Raw genomic sequence first — 15,318 nt, forward strand, 5'->3', positions numbered from 1 at the left:
AAAGGAAAAGGCCCGGCGCTGGTGCACCGGGCCCTCTGGTCCTGCCAAGCAGCGCGCTTTAGCGCGACAGCCCGCCGTGCAGCGTCGGCACGTCCAGCGAGGCGAAACCGTAGTTGCGCAGCCAGCGCAGATCGGAATCGAAGAAAGCGCGCAGGTCGGGGATGCCGTATTTCAGCATGGCGATCCGGTCGATGCCCATGCCGAAGGCAAAGCCCTGCCATTCGCTTGGATCGATGCCACCGGCCTGCAGCACCTTGGGGTGCACCATGCCCGAGCCCAGAACCTCCAGCCAGTCGTCGCCCTCACCCACGGTGACCGAGCCGTCTTTCCACTGGCACTGGATATCCACTTCGGCAGAGGGCTCGGTGAAGGGGAAGTGCGAGGCGCGGAAACGGGTCTTCACCGAGCGGCCGAAATAGGCCGAGAAGAACTCTTCCAGCACCCACTTGAGGTTCGCCATCGAGATATCCTTGTCGATGGCAAGCCCCTCGACCTGATGGAACATCGGCGTGTGGGTCTGGTCGTAATCGGCGCGGTAGACGCGGCCCGGGCAGATGATCCGCGTCGGCGCGCCGCCCGCTTCCATAGAACGGATTTGCACCGGCGAGGTATGGGTGCGCAGCACATGCGGCGGGCGCTCGTCGCCGTCGGCGCGGTGCATGTAGAACGTGTCCATCTCGGCGCGGGCCGGGTGGTGGCCGGGGATGTTCAGCGCGTCGAAATTGTACCAGTCGGTCTCGACCTGCGGGCCTTCGGCCACGGCAAAGCCCATGTCGGCAAAGATCGCGGTGCATTCTTCCCAGACCTGGCTGACCGGGTGGATGCTGCCGACGCGGCGGTTGCGGCCGGGCAGGGTGACGTCCAGCCACTCGGCCTGCAGACGCTCGTTCAGCGCCGCATCGGCCAGCGCCGCCTTCTTGGCGCCGAGCGCCGCGTTGATCTCATCCTTCAGCGCGTTGAGCTTCGGTCCCATGACCTGCCGCTCTTCGGGGCTCATCTTGCCCAGCTCGCGCATCTTCAGGCTGATCTCGCCCTTCTTGCCAACGGCCTGCACCCGCAGATCCTCAAGCGCGGGTTCATCCGCCGCCTTGCCAATCAGGTCGATATACTTGTCGCGCAGGTCGTCCATTCGGGGCCTCTTCCGAGCATCTCTTCGGGGTCGTGCAGTACCGGCTGCGCGGGCTCTGCGCAAGGGCAGGGGCGCGCGGCTCTTCCTCTTGGTGAAAATATCCCGGGGGAGCCGCGCATCGCGCGGCGGGGGCAGAGCCCCAAACACGTCACAGCCCAGCGAAAGCGCAAAAGAAAACGCCGCCCCCGAAGGAGCGGCGTTTCGAAACTCAGCCGTTGGCGCCTATCAGGCGGCCAGCGCGCCTTTCGCCTGGTCGACGATGGCGTTGAAGGCTTCCGGCTCGTGCACGGCGAGATCCGCCAGCACTTTACGGTCAACTTCGATGCCAGCCAGGTTCAGGCCGTTGATGAACTTCGAGTAGGTCAGAGCCTCGTCATGCGCGCGAACGGCAGCGTTGATACGCTGGATCCACAGAGCGCGGAAGTTGCGCTTGCGGTTCTTGCGGTCGCGGGTCGCGTACTGGTTCGCCTTATCGACGGCCTGTGCTGCAACCTTGAAGGTGTTCTTACGACGGCCATAGTAACCTTTGGCTGCCTTGATGACCTTCTTGTGACGGGCGTGGGTGACTACACCACCTTTGACTCGTGCCATGGATCAGAACTCCTTGTTCAGCGGTCGTAGGGCATGTAGCCCTTGACGATTTTTGCGTCGGGAGCCGACAGCGTGGTGGTGCCGCGAGCGTCGCGGATGAACTTCGTGGTGCGCTTGATCATGCCGTGGCGCTTGCCGGCCTGACCAGCCACGACCTTGCCGGTCGCGGTGACCTTGAAGCGCTTCTTGGCGCTCGACTTTGTCTTCATCTTGGGCATTTTCGTCTCCTTAACGAAGTGCGTTCAGCGCGACTCGGCATGCCACAGGAGCCGGCCGCGCGGTTAGAGGCGCCCCTATAGGCGGGAGCGGGCTGCGGTGCAAGCCCTTATCGGTGGGAAGGGGCGGCGCGCGGTCAGCGGATCAGCGCGCCGATCACGCCATAGATTGCGTCTTCGATCTCGGCAAGCCCATAGCCGCCGGGGCGCGAGACCTGCGCACGCAGCACAAAGCCAATGCCAAGCGCCAGCAGCAGAGCCCCGGCCCATGGCCGCCGCCGCTCGGCCCAAGCGGCCACCAGAAACGGCAGGCCGAACCCGGCAAGCAGCAGGCCAAGCACGAGGAACTGATCTGGGGTCACGCCGCTGCGGCCTTTCGCGGAACTGATCAAACGGACACATGCCTTTGCCGGCACCGATCAGAGTCTAGCGCGGCGGCGGCGCAGATCAAAACGCAGCGGCGCGCGCCGGGAGGGGCGCGCGCCGCGAAAGCTTAACGGTGATTTGCGACCGGTTCGTTGTAACCGGGGCCGCGCTTACTCGGGATCGGTCGAATAGATCAGCCGCTCGTCGCAGGGGGCGACGCGCAGGATGTTGGTGGTGCCCGACATGTTGAAGGGCACGCCCGCGGTCACGATGATATTGTCCTCGGTTCCCGCATAGCCCTGCGCCCGCGCCGCGCGCGCGGCGTTGACCACCGCCTGCTTGAAGCGCTCAAGCTCGCCGGTCATCACGCAGTTGGTGCCCCATGTCAGCGACAGCCGCCGCGCCGTGCCGCGCAGCGAGGTCATCGCGATGATCGGCACCCGCGGACGCTCGCGCGCCACCAGAGCCGCGGTGGTGCCCGAGGAGGTGAAGCAGCAGATCGCCTTCACGTTGGCGGTCTCGGCGATCTCGCGCGCGGCCGCAACGATGCCGTCGGCGACGGTGTTGCGGGCGATGTTGCGCGAGTTCTCCATGACCTCGGTGAAGGTCGGGTCCTTCTCGACGCTGATTGCCACGTTGTTCATCGTGGTCACCGCCTCGACCGGATATTGCCCGGCGGCGGATTCGGCCGAGAGCATCACCGCGTCCGAGCCTTCGTAGATGGCCGTGGCCACGTCCGAGACCTCGGCGCGGGTGGGCATCGGGCTCTCGATCATCGATTCGAGCATCTGCGTCGCGACGATCACCGGCTTGCCCGCGGCGCGGCACTTGCGGATCAGCCGCTTCTGGATCGGCGGCACCGCCTGCACCGGCAGTTCCACACCCAGATCGCCGCGCGCCACCATGATGCCGTCGGACACCGCGAGGATCTCGTCAAAGGCCTTCACCGCCGAGGGCTTCTCGATCTTCGACAGGATCGCGGCCCGCCCGTCGCAGAGCTTGCGCGCTTCTTCCACATCCTCGGGACGCTGCACAAAGCTCAGCGCCAGCCAGTCGACGCCAAGCGCCGCGGCGAACTCGAGATCGGCCCGGTCCTTCTCCGACAGCGCCGCCAGCGGCAGCACCACGTCGGGCACGTTGACGCCCTTGCGGTTCGAGATGGTGCCGCCCGCCTCGACGACGCAATTGGCGAAATCCTCACCGCATTCCTCGACCCGCATGCGGATCTTGCCGTCGTTCACCAGCAGGTGCGCGCCGACGCCAAGCGCCTGAAAGATCTCGGGGTGGGGCAGGCAGACGCGCTTTTCGGTGCCCGGCGTCTCGTCGAGGTCGAAGCGGAAGGTCGCGCCCCATTCCAGATCTTCCGAGCCATTGGCGAATTCGCCCACGCGCAGCTTCGGCCCCTGAAGGTCGGCCAGAATGGCGATCGGGCTGTCCAGATCCTTCTCGACCTGCCGGATCGCGCGGTGCAGCTTGGTGATGTCCTCGTGGCTGCCGTGGCTCATGTTCAGGCGGAACACATCGGCCCCGGCCTCATGCAGCGTGCGGATCATCTCGTAGGTGTTGCTCGCCGGGCCAAGCGTGGCCACGATCTTCACTTTGCGCAAACGTCTCATCTGGAACTCCTCGACCTCCTGCCGCGACCCGGCGGGCCGCTTTGCTGTGGAGTTGCGTATTCTCACTCAGCGTAGTGGTTCAAAGTTAAACTATCCACCACCCGCAACGGTTCGGTTATCGCTAACAGATGCGCCTTTTATTGTCGAATTCCCTTCGCGGCGCAACTGATCTAGACATGGCACGCCAGAGATGACGGCAAAGTGCAAAGCGATCATGACCCATACTCCCTACCATATCGAAGGCGCCGAGCGGAAAGGCAGGTTCGTGGTCACCTGCGATCACGCGACACATACCGTGCCGGACGAGCTTGGGGGAACCCTCGGGCTGCCCGAGGCCGACATGGCGCGCCACATTGCCTATGATATAGGCGCGCTGGGGGTCGCCCGCGCGCTTGCCGAGGCGCTGGAAAGCCCCTTGGTCTGGAGCGATTTTTCCCGCCTCGTGATCGACCCCAACCGCGGCGAGGACGATCCCACGCTGCTGATGCGGCTCTATGATGGCTCGGTGATCCCCGGCAATCGCCACGCCGGGCCCGAGGAACGCGCGCGCCGGATCGAAGCCTACTGGCGGCCCTATCACAATGCGGTCGAAAGCCTGCTTGAGCACCGTCCCGAGGCGGCGCTGGTCTCGGTGCATTCCTTCACGCCGCAGTTGCGCGGGCGGCTGCCGCGCCCGTGGCACGTCGGCATTCTGCACGCATGGGACGCGCGCCTGTCGGACGCGCTGCTTGAATTGCTCGCCGCGCAGCCCGATCTGGTGGTGGGACGCAACCAGCCCTATCCGGGCCATCTGCCGGGGGATTCGATGCACCAGCACGCGCTGAACCATGGCCGCCACAACACGCTGATCGAACTGCGCAACGATCTGATCGAGCGCGAAGAAGATCAGGCCGATTGGGCCGCCCGGCTGGCACCGCTGCTGAAGACCGCGCTGTCCCGCGCGCCCGACTGACTTGAGAGGAGACCAAAATGGACGACCAGACCCGTATCGAGCTTGAAGCCGCTGCCTTCCGCCGCCTGCGCCAGCACCTGATGGAAGACCGCCCCGACGTGGCCAACATCGATCTGATGAACCTCGCCGGGTTCTGCCGCAACTGCCTGTCGCGCTGGTACGAAGAGGCGGCCAACGAACGCGGCATCGAGATGAGCAAATCCGAAGCCCGCGAGATCTTCTACGGCATGCCCTACGACGCGTGGCGTGCCCAGCAAGACGCGGCCACCCCCGAGCAGAAGGCCGCCTTCGAAAAATCCTTCGCCGAGAACGTCACCAACAAGGGCTAAGCTCCGCCCTTCGTCTAGACGAAAATATCCCACGGGGGTCCGGGGGTGTGAAACCCCCGGTCCCGCCCTCTCGGCCTCAGCCCGCCGCCGGGAACTTCTCGGGGGTCTCTTCGGGAATCTTCCCGGCGATCCACCGCGCAAACTCGAAGTTCGGCCGTTCGAGGTGTGACAGCGCGCCGGGCTTGGCAAAGCGCGATTGCATGCCTTTCCACACCCGCTCGGTGCAGCCCCGGTCCTCGTCGTTCACCGCGTCGAGCAGACCCTTCAGCGCCTCGAAATGCGCGGCGGCCTCGGGATCGGCGACGAAATCCGGGTGCAGCCCGCCACCAAACAGGATCTTCACGTGCCCCGGCCCGTCGGGCGTGAGGCTGAGATACCAGAAATAGCCCGGCGTCAGGGTGATCAGCAGCGCCGGGTAGACCGACAGCAGCCACGTCCGGTAGCGCGCGTCGCCCTGCAGTTCGGTGTTGCTTGGATGGGCGATCGACAGGGCGATCGAATCGTCCTTCAGGATGTGGTGGTAGTTGAACCCCTCGAAGCCCTCCGGGCAGGTCATCTTCCGCAGGTCCACCGCCCCGCCGATGGTGCCGCCGTGGCACATGGGCAGGTGGTAGCTCTCCATGAAATTCTCGGCGAGGATCTTCCAGTTGGTGTCCCAGCGGTGCTCTTCGCGGAAGGTCTCGACGTAGTCCTCCATGCGAAGATAGCCTACCAGATCGTCCATCTCGCGCAGGCTTTCGGCGGGTTCGGGCAGATCCGGGTCGAGCGTGACCATGATCCAGCCCTTCCAGTCGACGCAGCGCACGGCGGGGAGCCGGGTCTGGTCCTTGCAAAAGCTGCTGTTGAGCTCCATCGCCGGGGCGCCGCGCAGCGTGCCGTCGAGGTTGTAGCTCCACGCATGATAGGGGCAGGTGATCACCCGCGTGGTGCCGCGTCCCTCCAGCAGCACCGACATGCGGTGGCGGCAGACGTTCGACATGGCGCGCAGGTGGCCCTCGCGGTCGCGCAGCACGAGGATCGGCTCACCAGCGATCTCCATCGTCAGGTAATCGCCCGGCGCCTTCAGCGCGTCGGTCCGGCCCGCGCAGAGCCAGCTTTTGGCAAAGACATGCGTCTCTTCGAGCGCGAGGAAGCTCTCGGAGGTATAGACCGAGACCGGCATCGCCTGCGCCTCTTCGAAGGGCACGGCGGTGTTGGCGCGCAGCTCGGCGGCGGGATCGTGGATGGTCATGCAGCGCCTCCAGAGGCACGCCGCAAGGGGCGTTAAGAAACTGTTGCGGGACGGCGCGCACCACGCCCTCAAATCGCAGTCCAGTCAAGTGAAACCAGCACCGGCAGGGGGATCATCACGCTTTGTGATCGGGGGAGGCACCAAACAGCGTTTGACCGTCCCCGCGGGGACGGCAGACACTGGGCGCGGACAAACTCAGGATGACCGACATGACGAAGATCACCCTCTACGGCCACCCCGACAGCGGCCATGCCTGCAAGGTGGCGCTGGCGCTTTCACTGGCGGGGATCGCGCATGAGACGGTCTTCGTCGACATCTGGGCCGCGCCCGAGACCCGCCCGCCTGCGTTCCTCGCCGCCAGCCCGCTGGCGCAGGTGCCCGCGCTGGTGCTCGAGGATGCGGCGCTCACCCAATCGGGCGCGATCCTGCTGGAGATCGCGTCGCGCTGGCGCGTGCTGGGGGGCGACAGCCCCGAGGGGCTGCGCCGCGGGGCGGAGCTTCTGATGTGGGAGGCCAACCGCATCGGCATGTGCCTGCCGCAGCTGATCGAGGCACGGCGTCCCCACGGGGACAGCTTTCCGGATGGGGCGGTGGACTGGCTCACCGGGCGCTACGAGACCGACCGCGAGAATTTTGACCGGCTGCTCGGCGAGGGTCCGTTCTTCCACGGCGCCGCGCCGGGCCTCGGCGATTGCGCGATCTGGGGGTATGTCCAATGGCTCGAAAAGGCCGGTGTCACCCCCTCGGCATCCATGGCGACATGGACCCAGCGGATGCAGGCGCTGCCCGGCATGAAAAGCGCCGAAGCGTTCTTTCCGCAGCCCCAGACCGCCTAGTCCGACAGCAGCGGCAGGATCAGCGAGAACAGCTCGCCCTGAGAGGAGATGCCGCATTTGCGGTAGAGCTGCTTGCGAAAGACCTTCACCGTCTGCGGGCTGATCTCCAGCCGCAGGGCAATCGACACGGTGCTGTGTCCCCGCAGGATCAGCAGCGCCACCTCGGCCTGCCGCGGGCTGAGACTGATGCCGTGTCGGCTCTGCAGGGAGGCGATCAGCCGCCCGGTCACGGCAGCGTCGGTGTAGTCGCCAGAGGACGACAAGCTCGACCATTGCTTGTCGCACAATCCGCAGGCAATGGGGGCTATTTTTTGGGCATAATCGAGGTCGCGCGCGGAAAAGCTCTGCCCGGAAGAGGCGTCGCGCCCAAGGCAGACATGCACGGATACCCCCTCGGCCGGGTAAGCCACATAGGCGATCTCGTCTATCAGCGTGGTGCGCTGATAATAGGCCGCAAAATACTCGTTTCTCAGGAAGGCATCGGGGGCGATGTCGCGCAGCCGATAGAGCCCGGCGGGGACTTTTCGCACGTGCAGGTCGTGGAACGGATCGAGCAGGTAAGCCCCTGAAAGATAGTCTTCTTCCAGACGTTCATGGACCCGCTTCTCGCGCGATTGCGTGAACAGAACCTGTGGTTTCCGGGACTGGAAATAGGCGAGCATCGTGGTGTTGTCGATCTCGAAGCTGCGCGACAGCCACAAGTAGAGAGCGGCCGGGAAATCCTCGTCTCCAAGGGCCGCGATGGTGCGCCCCAGATGGGCCTCGGCGGAGTTCGGCAGCTGCAGCATCATACCTCCTTGGGGGTATATACCCCCTGATCGGCCAGTTCTTAGCGTGATCCTCCAGAAACCGGGGGTATAGGCAAGGAGATTCGATGCCTGTGGACGCAACTTCACCGACGGCAAACGCGGTCGAGATCGACAACGTGGTGAAGCACTACGGCACGTTCACCGCGCTGCATGGCGTGTCGATGCAGATCGGGGAGGGCGAGTTCTTCACGCTGCTCGGCCCGTCGGGCTGCGGCAAGACCACCTTGCTGCGCTGCATCGCCGGGTTCGAGGACGTCTCGGAAGGGGCCATCCGCCTGCACGGCGAGGATATCGCGCCGCTGCCGCCGCATAAGCGCGAAGTGAACACCGTCTTCCAGCAATACGCGCTGTTTCCGCATATGACCGTGCTGCAGAACGTCATGTTCGGCCTGCAGCGCCGGGGCTGGAGCGGCTCGGACGCCAGTGCCCGCGCCAAGCAGGTGATCGAACTGGTGCAGCTGGGCCAATTCGCCGAGCGCCGCCCCGGCCAGCTTTCGGGCGGTCAGCAACAGCGCGTGGCGCTGGCCCGCGCGCTGGCGCCGCGGCCCAAGGTCCTGCTGCTCGACGAGCCGCTTTCGGCGCTCGACCTGAAGCTGCGGCAGGCGGTGCGGAGCGAGCTCAAGGCGATCCAGCGTGAGACCGGCATCGCTTTCGTCTTCGTCACCCACGATCAGGAAGAGGCGCTGACCATGTCCGACCGCATCGCGGTGATGTCGGCAGGCCATGTGCAGCAGATCGGCTCCCCGCGCGAGATTTACGAGGCGCCGTCGAACCGCTTCGTGGCGGATTTCATCGGCGAGACCAATCTGCTCGACGTGACCGTGCAGCATGTCTTCGAGGACCGGGCCGAGATCCTGCTTCCGGGTGGCACCGCGCTGGCCTGCCCGGCGGCGCTGGGCGCGCGGGCGGGGCAGGGGCATCTGTCGCTGCGGCCCGAACGGCTGGGGCTCTGCGCGGCGGGGCAGGGGCAGTTGCAGGGCACGGTCGAGGATCACGTCTACCTCGGCACGGACACGCAGTTGCACACCCGCCTGTCGGATGGCGAGGCGCTGGTGCTGCGGGTGCAGAACGGCGCGGGCGTCATTCCCGAGCGCGGCGCGCAGGTGGGCATCGAGATCGAGGCAGGCGCAGCGCGTCTGCTGTCGGACTGATGGCGGGCGGCGCGCCGGCGGGCGCTTCCAACTCCGAGATCTACAAGGGCAACGGGCCGAAGCTGCTGCTTCCGGCGTGGGTGTTCATCGGCATCTTTCTGGTGATGCCGGTGGGGATCATGGCGGTGTACTCTTTCCTCACCAAAGAGTTCCGCGGCGGCGTCATCTGGGAGTTCACATGGGCCGCCTACGATCAGTTCTTCCTCAATCGCGGGCTGTTCGGGGACGAGCCGCCGAGCATCGAGTGGACCTATATCGGCATCTTCTGGCGCTCGATCTGGCAGGCGGGGCTGGCCACGGTGCTGTGCCTGCTGATCGGCTTTCCCACGGCGTGGTTCATCGCCACCCGCGCGGCCAAGGAACGCTCGGTCTGGCTGTTCCTGATCACCGTGCCCTATTGGGTGAACCTGCTCATCCGCACGGTGTCGATGAAGTTTCTGATCCGCGACACCGGCCCGCTGAACGAGTTCCTGCTGGCGCTGGGGGTCATCGACGCGCCGCTGGCGCTGGTGAACACCAATTTCGCCGTGCAGCTGGGGCTTTTCTACAGCTACCTGCCGTTCATGGTGCTGCCGATCTACGCCGCGGTGGAGCGCTATGACTTCTCGCTGTCGGAGGCGGCGGCGGATCTTTACGCGAGCAGTTGGCAGACGCTGCGGCTGGTGATCCTGCCGGTGGTGAAGCCGGGGATCGTGGCGGGCTGCATCCTCGTCTTTGTGCCGTCGCTGGGGGCGTTCCTTGCGCCGGACCTGCTGGGCGGGGCCAAGACCTTCATGATCGGCTCGCTGATCGAAGAGCAGTTCAAGGGCGCGGCGGGCAACTGGCCGTTCGGGGCGGCGGCCTCGATGATCCTGCTGACCATCGTCATGGGCGTGCTGCTGATCCACGCGCGGGCGCAGACGAAGGGGGAGCGGTGATGGTGGCTCTGGTGCACCGCAAGCCGGGCGAGCGTCGGCCCGTGGGATGGCGCTGCGGCCTTGGGCAAAGGCGCTTTATGGAGGCCAAATTCTGCGTCGTCGGAGCATCGCGCGCGGATGACAAAGCGCCAGCCCGCCGGAACGGGCCGGCGCTCGCCCGGCGCCTTCGGCTTGATTCCGGGCGGCTTGGCGCGGCCCTTCGTCCGCAACTCGGGGGGGCGTTCTGATGGCCAAACCCGTCGACCTGCGCCGCTTCACCGGCTTTCGCGCGATCACATGGCTCTGCCTTTTCGTGCTCTATGCGCCGCTGGTGATCGTGGCGATCTACAGTTTCAACGACAGCACTTCGATCACCCGCTGGGGCGGCTTCTCGCTGAAGTGGTACGTGGATGTCTTCACCGGCCCTGAGGCGCCAAAGTTCCGCGACGCGGCGATCAACAGCTTTACCATCGCCATCGGGGCGGCGATCTGCGCGACGCTGATTGCCACCGCCGCCGCCGTCGCGATGAACCGGGCCGGGCGCTTCAAGGGCAAGACCGCCAGCCTCGCGCTGATCAACCTGCCGCTCATGGTGCCCGAGATCGTCACCGCCGTGGCCTCGCTGGTGTTCTTCATCACCATCGGCTTTCAGACCGGGCTGCTGACCATCTTCATCGCCCATGTCGTGTTTTGCATCCCCTTCGCCTATCTGCCGATCTCGGCGCGGATGCAGAGCGTGCCGGACATGTACGAGCAGGCGGCGATGGACCTTTACGCCACCCCTTGGGAGGCGTTCCGGCTGGTGCTGCTGCCGCTGATGGTGCCGGGGATCCTCTCGGGGTTCCTGCTGGCGTTCATCATCTCGCTCGACGACTTCCTGATCACGAATTTCGTCAAAGGCGCAGGGGTCGAGACCCTGCCCACGGCGATCTTTGGATCGGTCAAACAGGGCATCAAGCCCAACATCATGGCCATATCGACCCTGCTTCTGGGGGTCTCGGTGGTCTTCGTCACGCTTTCCTGGATCATCGGGCGGGCGGGGCACTCGAAACGATAAAAATCAAGAAACCATCCAACAGACCAACAGCGGAGATCCTGACATGAAGACCTTCCTCACCACATCCGTGCTGGCGCTGTCGCTGGCAACCGGCGCAAGCGCCGAGGGCAAGCTCTCGCTCTACCACTGGTTCGAGTACATCCCGCAGGAATTGCTCGACAAATTCGCCGAGGAGTATGACGTCGAGGTGACCATGGACACTTTCGACAGCAACGAGGCGCTGCTGGCCGCGCTGAAGGCGGGCAAGATGGGCAGCTACGATCTGGCCGTGCCGGGCGACTATATGGTCAAGATCATGGGCGACGAGGGCATGCTCGACACCTTCGAGCCGGGCGAGCTTAGCAACTTCGGCAACATCGAAGACAAGTGGCTGGACGTCGACTTCGATCCGGGCCGCAAGTCTTCGATCCCCTATCAGTGGGGCTCGACCTCCTTCTCGGTGAACAAAGAGGTCTACGATGGCCCGCTCGACAGCCTGTCGCTGATCTTCGAGCCGCCGGCGGAACTGAAGGGCAAGATCAACGTGCTCGACACCTCGGGCGAGACGCTGACGCTGGCCTCGCTCTATCTGGGCATCCCGCAGTGCAGCTCGGACCGCGAGCAGCTGAAGGCGCTCAACGCGCTGGTGCAGGCCGCCAAGCCCGACTGGGCGAGCTTTGGCTCTGACGTGGCCAAGGACGTGCTGGTCTCGGGCGATGCGGCGGCTGGCATGATCTGGTCGGGCTTCTCGGCCAAGGCCCGCGCTGAAGGCGCACCGATCGAGTATGTCTTCCCGAAAGAGGGCATGATCGTCTGGATGGACAACGTCGTGCTGCTGAAGGACGCGCCGAACCGCGAGAACGCGCTGAAGTTCATGGACTTCCTGCTCGAGCCCGAAAGTGCCGCGGCGGTCACCAACTACGCGCAATACACCGCGGGCGTGAAGGGCGTCGAAGAGTTCCTTGATCCCGAGGTCGCCAATTCGCCCGAGTCGAACCCTCCTGCGGACGTGAAGGGCGTCTTCGTGGAGGCCTGCGCGCAGGACGTGCAGGAGATGTACGACGCGATCTGGACCAACCTGAAGAAGTGACGATGAAGCTCGCCCTTTATCAGGGGCCGCCCATCGGCGGCGACATCGAGGCGGGGATCTCCCGCCTCGGTGCCCAGCTGGAGGCAGCTGCGGCGGCGGGTGCGCGGATGCTCGTCGCGCCCGAGCTGTTCCTGCCCGGCTACAACCAGCCCGAGCTGCATGGCGCGCTGTCGCAGCCCCGAGGCGGCGACTGGAGCGACCGCCTGTCGGGCCTTGCGCGCGCGGCGGGCTGCGGGCTCTGCGTCGGCTGGGCCGAGCGTGACGGCGATCTGGTCTACAACGCCGCCACCTGCTGGGACGCCGATGGCACCGAGCTGGGCCACTACCGCAAGATCCAGCTGTTCGGGCCGATGGAGAAGGCCAGCTTCGCGCCCGGCTCCGACTATTGCCTGTTCGAGCTGGAGGGCCTGCGCGCCGCCATGCTGATCTGCTACGACGTCGAGTTTGCCGCGCATGTGAAGGCGCTGGCGGAGCGCGGGGCCGAGTTGATCCTTGTGCCGACCGCGAACCCGGTGGGGTTCGAACATGTGTCCCGCGTCTTCGTGCCTGCGCGCGCGGCCGAGGTGGGTGTGACGATTGCCTACGCCAATTTCTGCGGCACCGATGCCGGGCTCTCCTTTGGCGGAGAGTCCCTGATCGCCGGACCGGACGCGCGGCCCCTCGCCAGCGCCGGAACCGCCGAGACGCTGCTCATCGCCGAGGTCGGGACGCCCATCGCGCCCGGTCTTCGCTCTACCCAACTTCAGGACTTCAGGGAGGTCTAACCCATGTCGCTCGATCTCGACATTTCCACCGATGGCGTGCTTACCGCCGACACCAACCTTGTGCAGAGCTGGGCCGATCTGAACGCCCTCAAGCAGTCGGGCGCGCGCACGGTCATCGTCAGCGCCGAGGGCGCCATGGTGCGCGACAGCGAGGGCAACGAGCTGATCGACGGCATCGGCGGGCTGTGGTGCGTCAACGCCGGGCACCGGCGGGCCGAGATCATCGACGCGATCACCGAGCAGCTGAACACGCTCGATTTCTACTCGACCTTCTACAATTTCACCCATCCCACCGCTGCGGCGCTGGCGGTGAAGCTTGCGGAACTGGCGCCGGGCAACCTCAACAAGGTGCATTTCGGCAATTCCGGCTCGGTCGCCAATGAGACCGCGATCCGCATCCTGCACCATTACTACAACCGCCTTGGCCAGCCGCAGAAGAAGCGCATCCTGTGCCGCCACGGGGCCTACCATGGCTCGACCAACCTCACCGTTGCGATGACCACGCCCGGCTACTCCGAGGGCTGGGGCAAATCCGGGGAATGGGTGCACCACCTGCGCTGCCCGCACCATTGGCGCGAGGCGCCCGAGATGACCGAGGCGGAATTCCTCGAAGCCCTCAAGCAGGACCTGCTGGACACGATCGCGCATTACGGCGCCGAGACCATCGCCTGCATGGTGGCAGAGCCGATCATGGGCGCGGGCGGCGTCATCGTGCCGCCCGAGGGCTATCACGCCGAGATGGCCGCGATCTGCCGCGCGCATGACATCAAATATGTGACCGACGAGGTGGTCACCGCCTTTGGCCGGCTCGGGCATTTCTTTGCCTCGAAGGACGTCTTCGGCGTGCAGCCCGACATCATCAACACCGCCAAGGGGCTTACCTCGGGCTACCAGCCGCTCTCGGCGACGATCATGTCGGACGAGATCCACGAGGTGATCTCGGGTCCCGGCGGCATGTTCTTCCATGGCATGACCTATTCGGGCCATCCCGCCGCCGCCGCTGCGGGGCTCGCCAATATCGCGCTGATGGAACGGGACCAGATCCCGCAGCGCGTGCAGGTGACCGGCAAGCGGTTCGAGGGGCTGCTGCGCCAGCTCGAAGAGTTCGACATCGTCGGCGAAGTGCGCGGCAGCCACTTCATGATGGGCATCGAGTTCGTGAAGAACAAAGAGACCAAAGAGCCCTTCGCGCCCGAAGAGATGATCGGTCTGCGCGTCGCGCGCGAGGCGCAGAAGCGCGGGCTCATCGCGCGGCCTCTGGGCAATATCCTGATCCTCTCGCCGACGCTGATCATGGACGAGGCAATGATCGACCGGGTTGCGGACATCCTGAAGGAGAGCATTGCTGCATTGCAGAGCAGCCTGTGACAAATTGGCCCGGAGCGGGACGTGCAGCGTCCCGCTCGGGCCTCACCTGTGGTAAGGGTGAAGCTGTACTATCCTGCTTGGAAGGAGCCCAGACATGGATAATTCGACCCCCCGCAAGACCACCACGCGTGCCAAGTCGACCACGTCGCGGGGCAGCACGACCCGACGCCGCAGCCCGGTGAAGGCCGCCGCCGCGTCTGACGCCAAGACGACAACTTCCGTTGTAAAAGAAACACCTGAGGCGCCGAAGCCCGAGACCGTGGCAGCGCCCGAGGCCCCCAAAGAGGCGCCCAAGGCCGAGACCGCGGCAGCGCCCGCTCCGGAGCCGACCCCGGCGGCGACCCCGGCCTCACCCCCGGCGAAACCCGCGCCGAAGCCGCGCGCCGCGCCGCGCCGTACGGCCAAATCCGCCGAATCGCCCAAGCCCGCAACGCCGAAACCGGCGCCGCGTGCTGCAGCTGCGAAACCCGTAGCCAGCAGACCCTCTGTGGTGCAGGCCTCGGTCGCCAGTCCGGCCCCGAAACCCGCCGCGAAACCCGCTGCCAAACCCGCCGCCGCGAAAGCGGTCGCCGCGGTGGCTGCGCCCACCGAGCGCGAGTTCCGTCTGAGCTGGAATTTCGAGCCCTATGCCGCCACGGCGATCGTCGACACGATGCTCGACATCGGTGCCGAAATGCAGAGCTTCACCGCCGAGCGTGTGCGCGAGGATGTCTCGACCCAGCATGCAATGCTGCACTGCAAGACCCCGGCGGAACTGATGCACATCCAGAGCGCCTTCTACCAGAAGGCCAGCGAGGATTATCGCGCGCATTGGGGGCGTCTTGCGGAACTTGGCGGCAAGCTGCCCTTCTTCCCCGGCTGATTTCCGGGGATACAGCATCTGAGGCGGGGTGGCCCCGCCTCTCTTGGGGCGCCCGGACGGCGCCCCTTTTCGTTCCG

The 15,318-nt window shown here is 65.6% G+C and carries 17 protein-coding genes; 10 read left to right on the plus strand and 7 right to left on the minus strand.

The genetic code is table 11. The features are described 5' to 3' along the window. Positions 1-58: 58 nt before the first annotated feature. The 5 genes from pheS to pyk all read right to left on the minus strand — a co-directional run bounded on the left by pheS (position 59) and on the right by pyk (position 3,917). Positions 59-1,129, minus strand: a complete 1,071-nt coding sequence (gene pheS, locus G0A00_RS03730) for a phenylalanine--tRNA ligase subunit alpha (protein ID WP_164178814.1) — start codon at positions 1,127-1,129, stop codon at positions 59-61. 225 nt (positions 1,130-1,354) lie between these two features. Next, entirely contained in the window at positions 1,355-1,720 is a 366-nt protein-coding gene (gene rplT / locus G0A00_RS03735; protein WP_066102884.1) for a 50S ribosomal protein L20, read from the minus strand. Between the two features lie 17 nt (positions 1,721-1,737). Continuing rightward, complete coding sequence (rpmI, locus tag G0A00_RS03740; RefSeq protein ID WP_009504408.1) at positions 1,738-1,938, minus strand: 50S ribosomal protein L35; 201 nt, start codon at positions 1,936-1,938, stop codon at positions 1,738-1,740. A gap of 134 nt (positions 1,939-2,072) precedes the next feature. Next, positions 2,073-2,297 (minus strand): hypothetical protein, encoded by a 225-nt coding sequence (locus G0A00_RS03745; RefSeq protein WP_164178815.1) that lies wholly within the window; start codon positions 2,295-2,297, stop codon positions 2,073-2,075. 174 nt (positions 2,298-2,471) lie between these two features. Then, complete coding sequence (gene pyk, locus G0A00_RS03750; RefSeq protein WP_066102881.1) at positions 2,472-3,917, minus strand: pyruvate kinase; 1,446 nt, start codon at positions 3,915-3,917, stop codon at positions 2,472-2,474. Between the two features lie 214 nt (positions 3,918-4,131). Here pyk and G0A00_RS03755 point away from each other — a divergent pair, with 214 nt between their 5' ends. Together G0A00_RS03755 and G0A00_RS03760 are read left to right on the plus strand one after the other, a co-directional pair. Continuing rightward, positions 4,132-4,869, plus strand: coding sequence for an N-formylglutamate amidohydrolase (locus tag G0A00_RS03755; RefSeq protein WP_164178817.1), 738 nt, complete (start codon positions 4,132-4,134; stop codon positions 4,867-4,869). Between the two features lie 17 nt (positions 4,870-4,886). Beyond that, entirely contained in the window at positions 4,887-5,198 is a 312-nt protein-coding gene (locus G0A00_RS03760; protein WP_066102879.1) for a DUF1244 domain-containing protein, read from the plus strand. A gap of 76 nt (positions 5,199-5,274) precedes the next feature. Here G0A00_RS03760 and G0A00_RS03765 read toward each other — a convergent pair whose 3' ends face one another. After that, positions 5,275-6,429, minus strand: coding sequence for an SRPBCC family protein (locus tag G0A00_RS03765; protein ID WP_164178819.1), 1,155 nt, complete (start codon positions 6,427-6,429; stop codon positions 5,275-5,277). 209 nt (positions 6,430-6,638) lie between these two features. Between G0A00_RS03765 and G0A00_RS03770 the strand changes: the two genes are divergently transcribed. After that, positions 6,639-7,265, plus strand: coding sequence for a glutathione S-transferase family protein (locus tag G0A00_RS03770; protein ID WP_164178821.1), 627 nt, complete (start codon positions 6,639-6,641; stop codon positions 7,263-7,265). On the opposite strand, the gene G0A00_RS03775 is transcribed toward G0A00_RS03770, so the two are convergent. Further along, on the minus strand, positions 7,262-8,053 hold the full coding sequence (locus G0A00_RS03775) for a helix-turn-helix transcriptional regulator (protein ID WP_235952865.1): 792 nt from the start codon (positions 8,051-8,053) through the stop codon (positions 7,262-7,264). The two genes, G0A00_RS03770 and G0A00_RS03775, sit on opposite strands and share 4 nt — an antisense overlap. An 86-nt stretch (positions 8,054-8,139) precedes the next feature. Here G0A00_RS03775 and G0A00_RS03780 point away from each other — a divergent pair, with 86 nt between their 5' ends. The 7 genes from G0A00_RS03780 (at position 8,140) to G0A00_RS26330 (ending at position 15,241) form a co-directional block, all read left to right on the plus strand. Then, a complete protein-coding gene (locus tag G0A00_RS03780; protein ID WP_164178826.1) occupies positions 8,140-9,225 on the plus strand; it encodes an ABC transporter ATP-binding protein in 1,086 nt (361 codons plus the stop codon). Beyond that, a complete protein-coding gene (locus G0A00_RS03785) occupies positions 9,225-10,142 on the plus strand; it encodes an ABC transporter permease (RefSeq protein WP_066102865.1) in 918 nt (305 codons plus the stop codon). The genes G0A00_RS03780 and G0A00_RS03785 overlap by 1 nt, the downstream gene beginning before the upstream one ends. Positions 10,143-10,368: 226 nt before the next feature. Beyond that, positions 10,369-11,178 carry an ABC transporter permease gene (locus G0A00_RS03790; RefSeq protein WP_203595263.1) on the plus strand — a complete coding sequence of 270 codons (810 nt, stop codon included), beginning with the start codon at positions 10,369-10,371 and terminating at the stop codon, positions 11,176-11,178. A gap of 43 nt (positions 11,179-11,221) precedes the next feature. Continuing rightward, positions 11,222-12,247 carry an extracellular solute-binding protein gene (locus tag G0A00_RS03795; RefSeq protein WP_164178828.1) on the plus strand — a complete coding sequence of 342 codons (1,026 nt, stop codon included), beginning with the start codon at positions 11,222-11,224 and terminating at the stop codon, positions 12,245-12,247. Positions 12,248-12,249: 2 nt separating this feature from the next. Next, positions 12,250-13,011, plus strand: a complete 762-nt coding sequence (locus G0A00_RS03800; RefSeq protein WP_164178830.1) for a carbon-nitrogen hydrolase family protein — start codon at positions 12,250-12,252, stop codon at positions 13,009-13,011. A gap of 3 nt (positions 13,012-13,014) precedes the next feature. After that, positions 13,015-14,379, plus strand: coding sequence for an aminotransferase class III-fold pyridoxal phosphate-dependent enzyme (locus tag G0A00_RS03805; protein WP_164178832.1), 1,365 nt, complete (start codon positions 13,015-13,017; stop codon positions 14,377-14,379). 94 nt (positions 14,380-14,473) lie between these two features. Further along, positions 14,474-15,241 (plus strand): phasin family protein, encoded by a 768-nt coding sequence (locus tag G0A00_RS26330; RefSeq protein ID WP_203595264.1) that lies wholly within the window; start codon positions 14,474-14,476, stop codon positions 15,239-15,241. The last annotated feature ends 77 nt before the right edge of the window (positions 15,242-15,318 follow it).

Source organism: Salipiger sp. PrR002 (assembly GCF_010500775.1).
In the GTDB taxonomy this organism is placed as follows: Bacteria; Pseudomonadota; Alphaproteobacteria; order Rhodobacterales; family Rhodobacteraceae; genus Salipiger.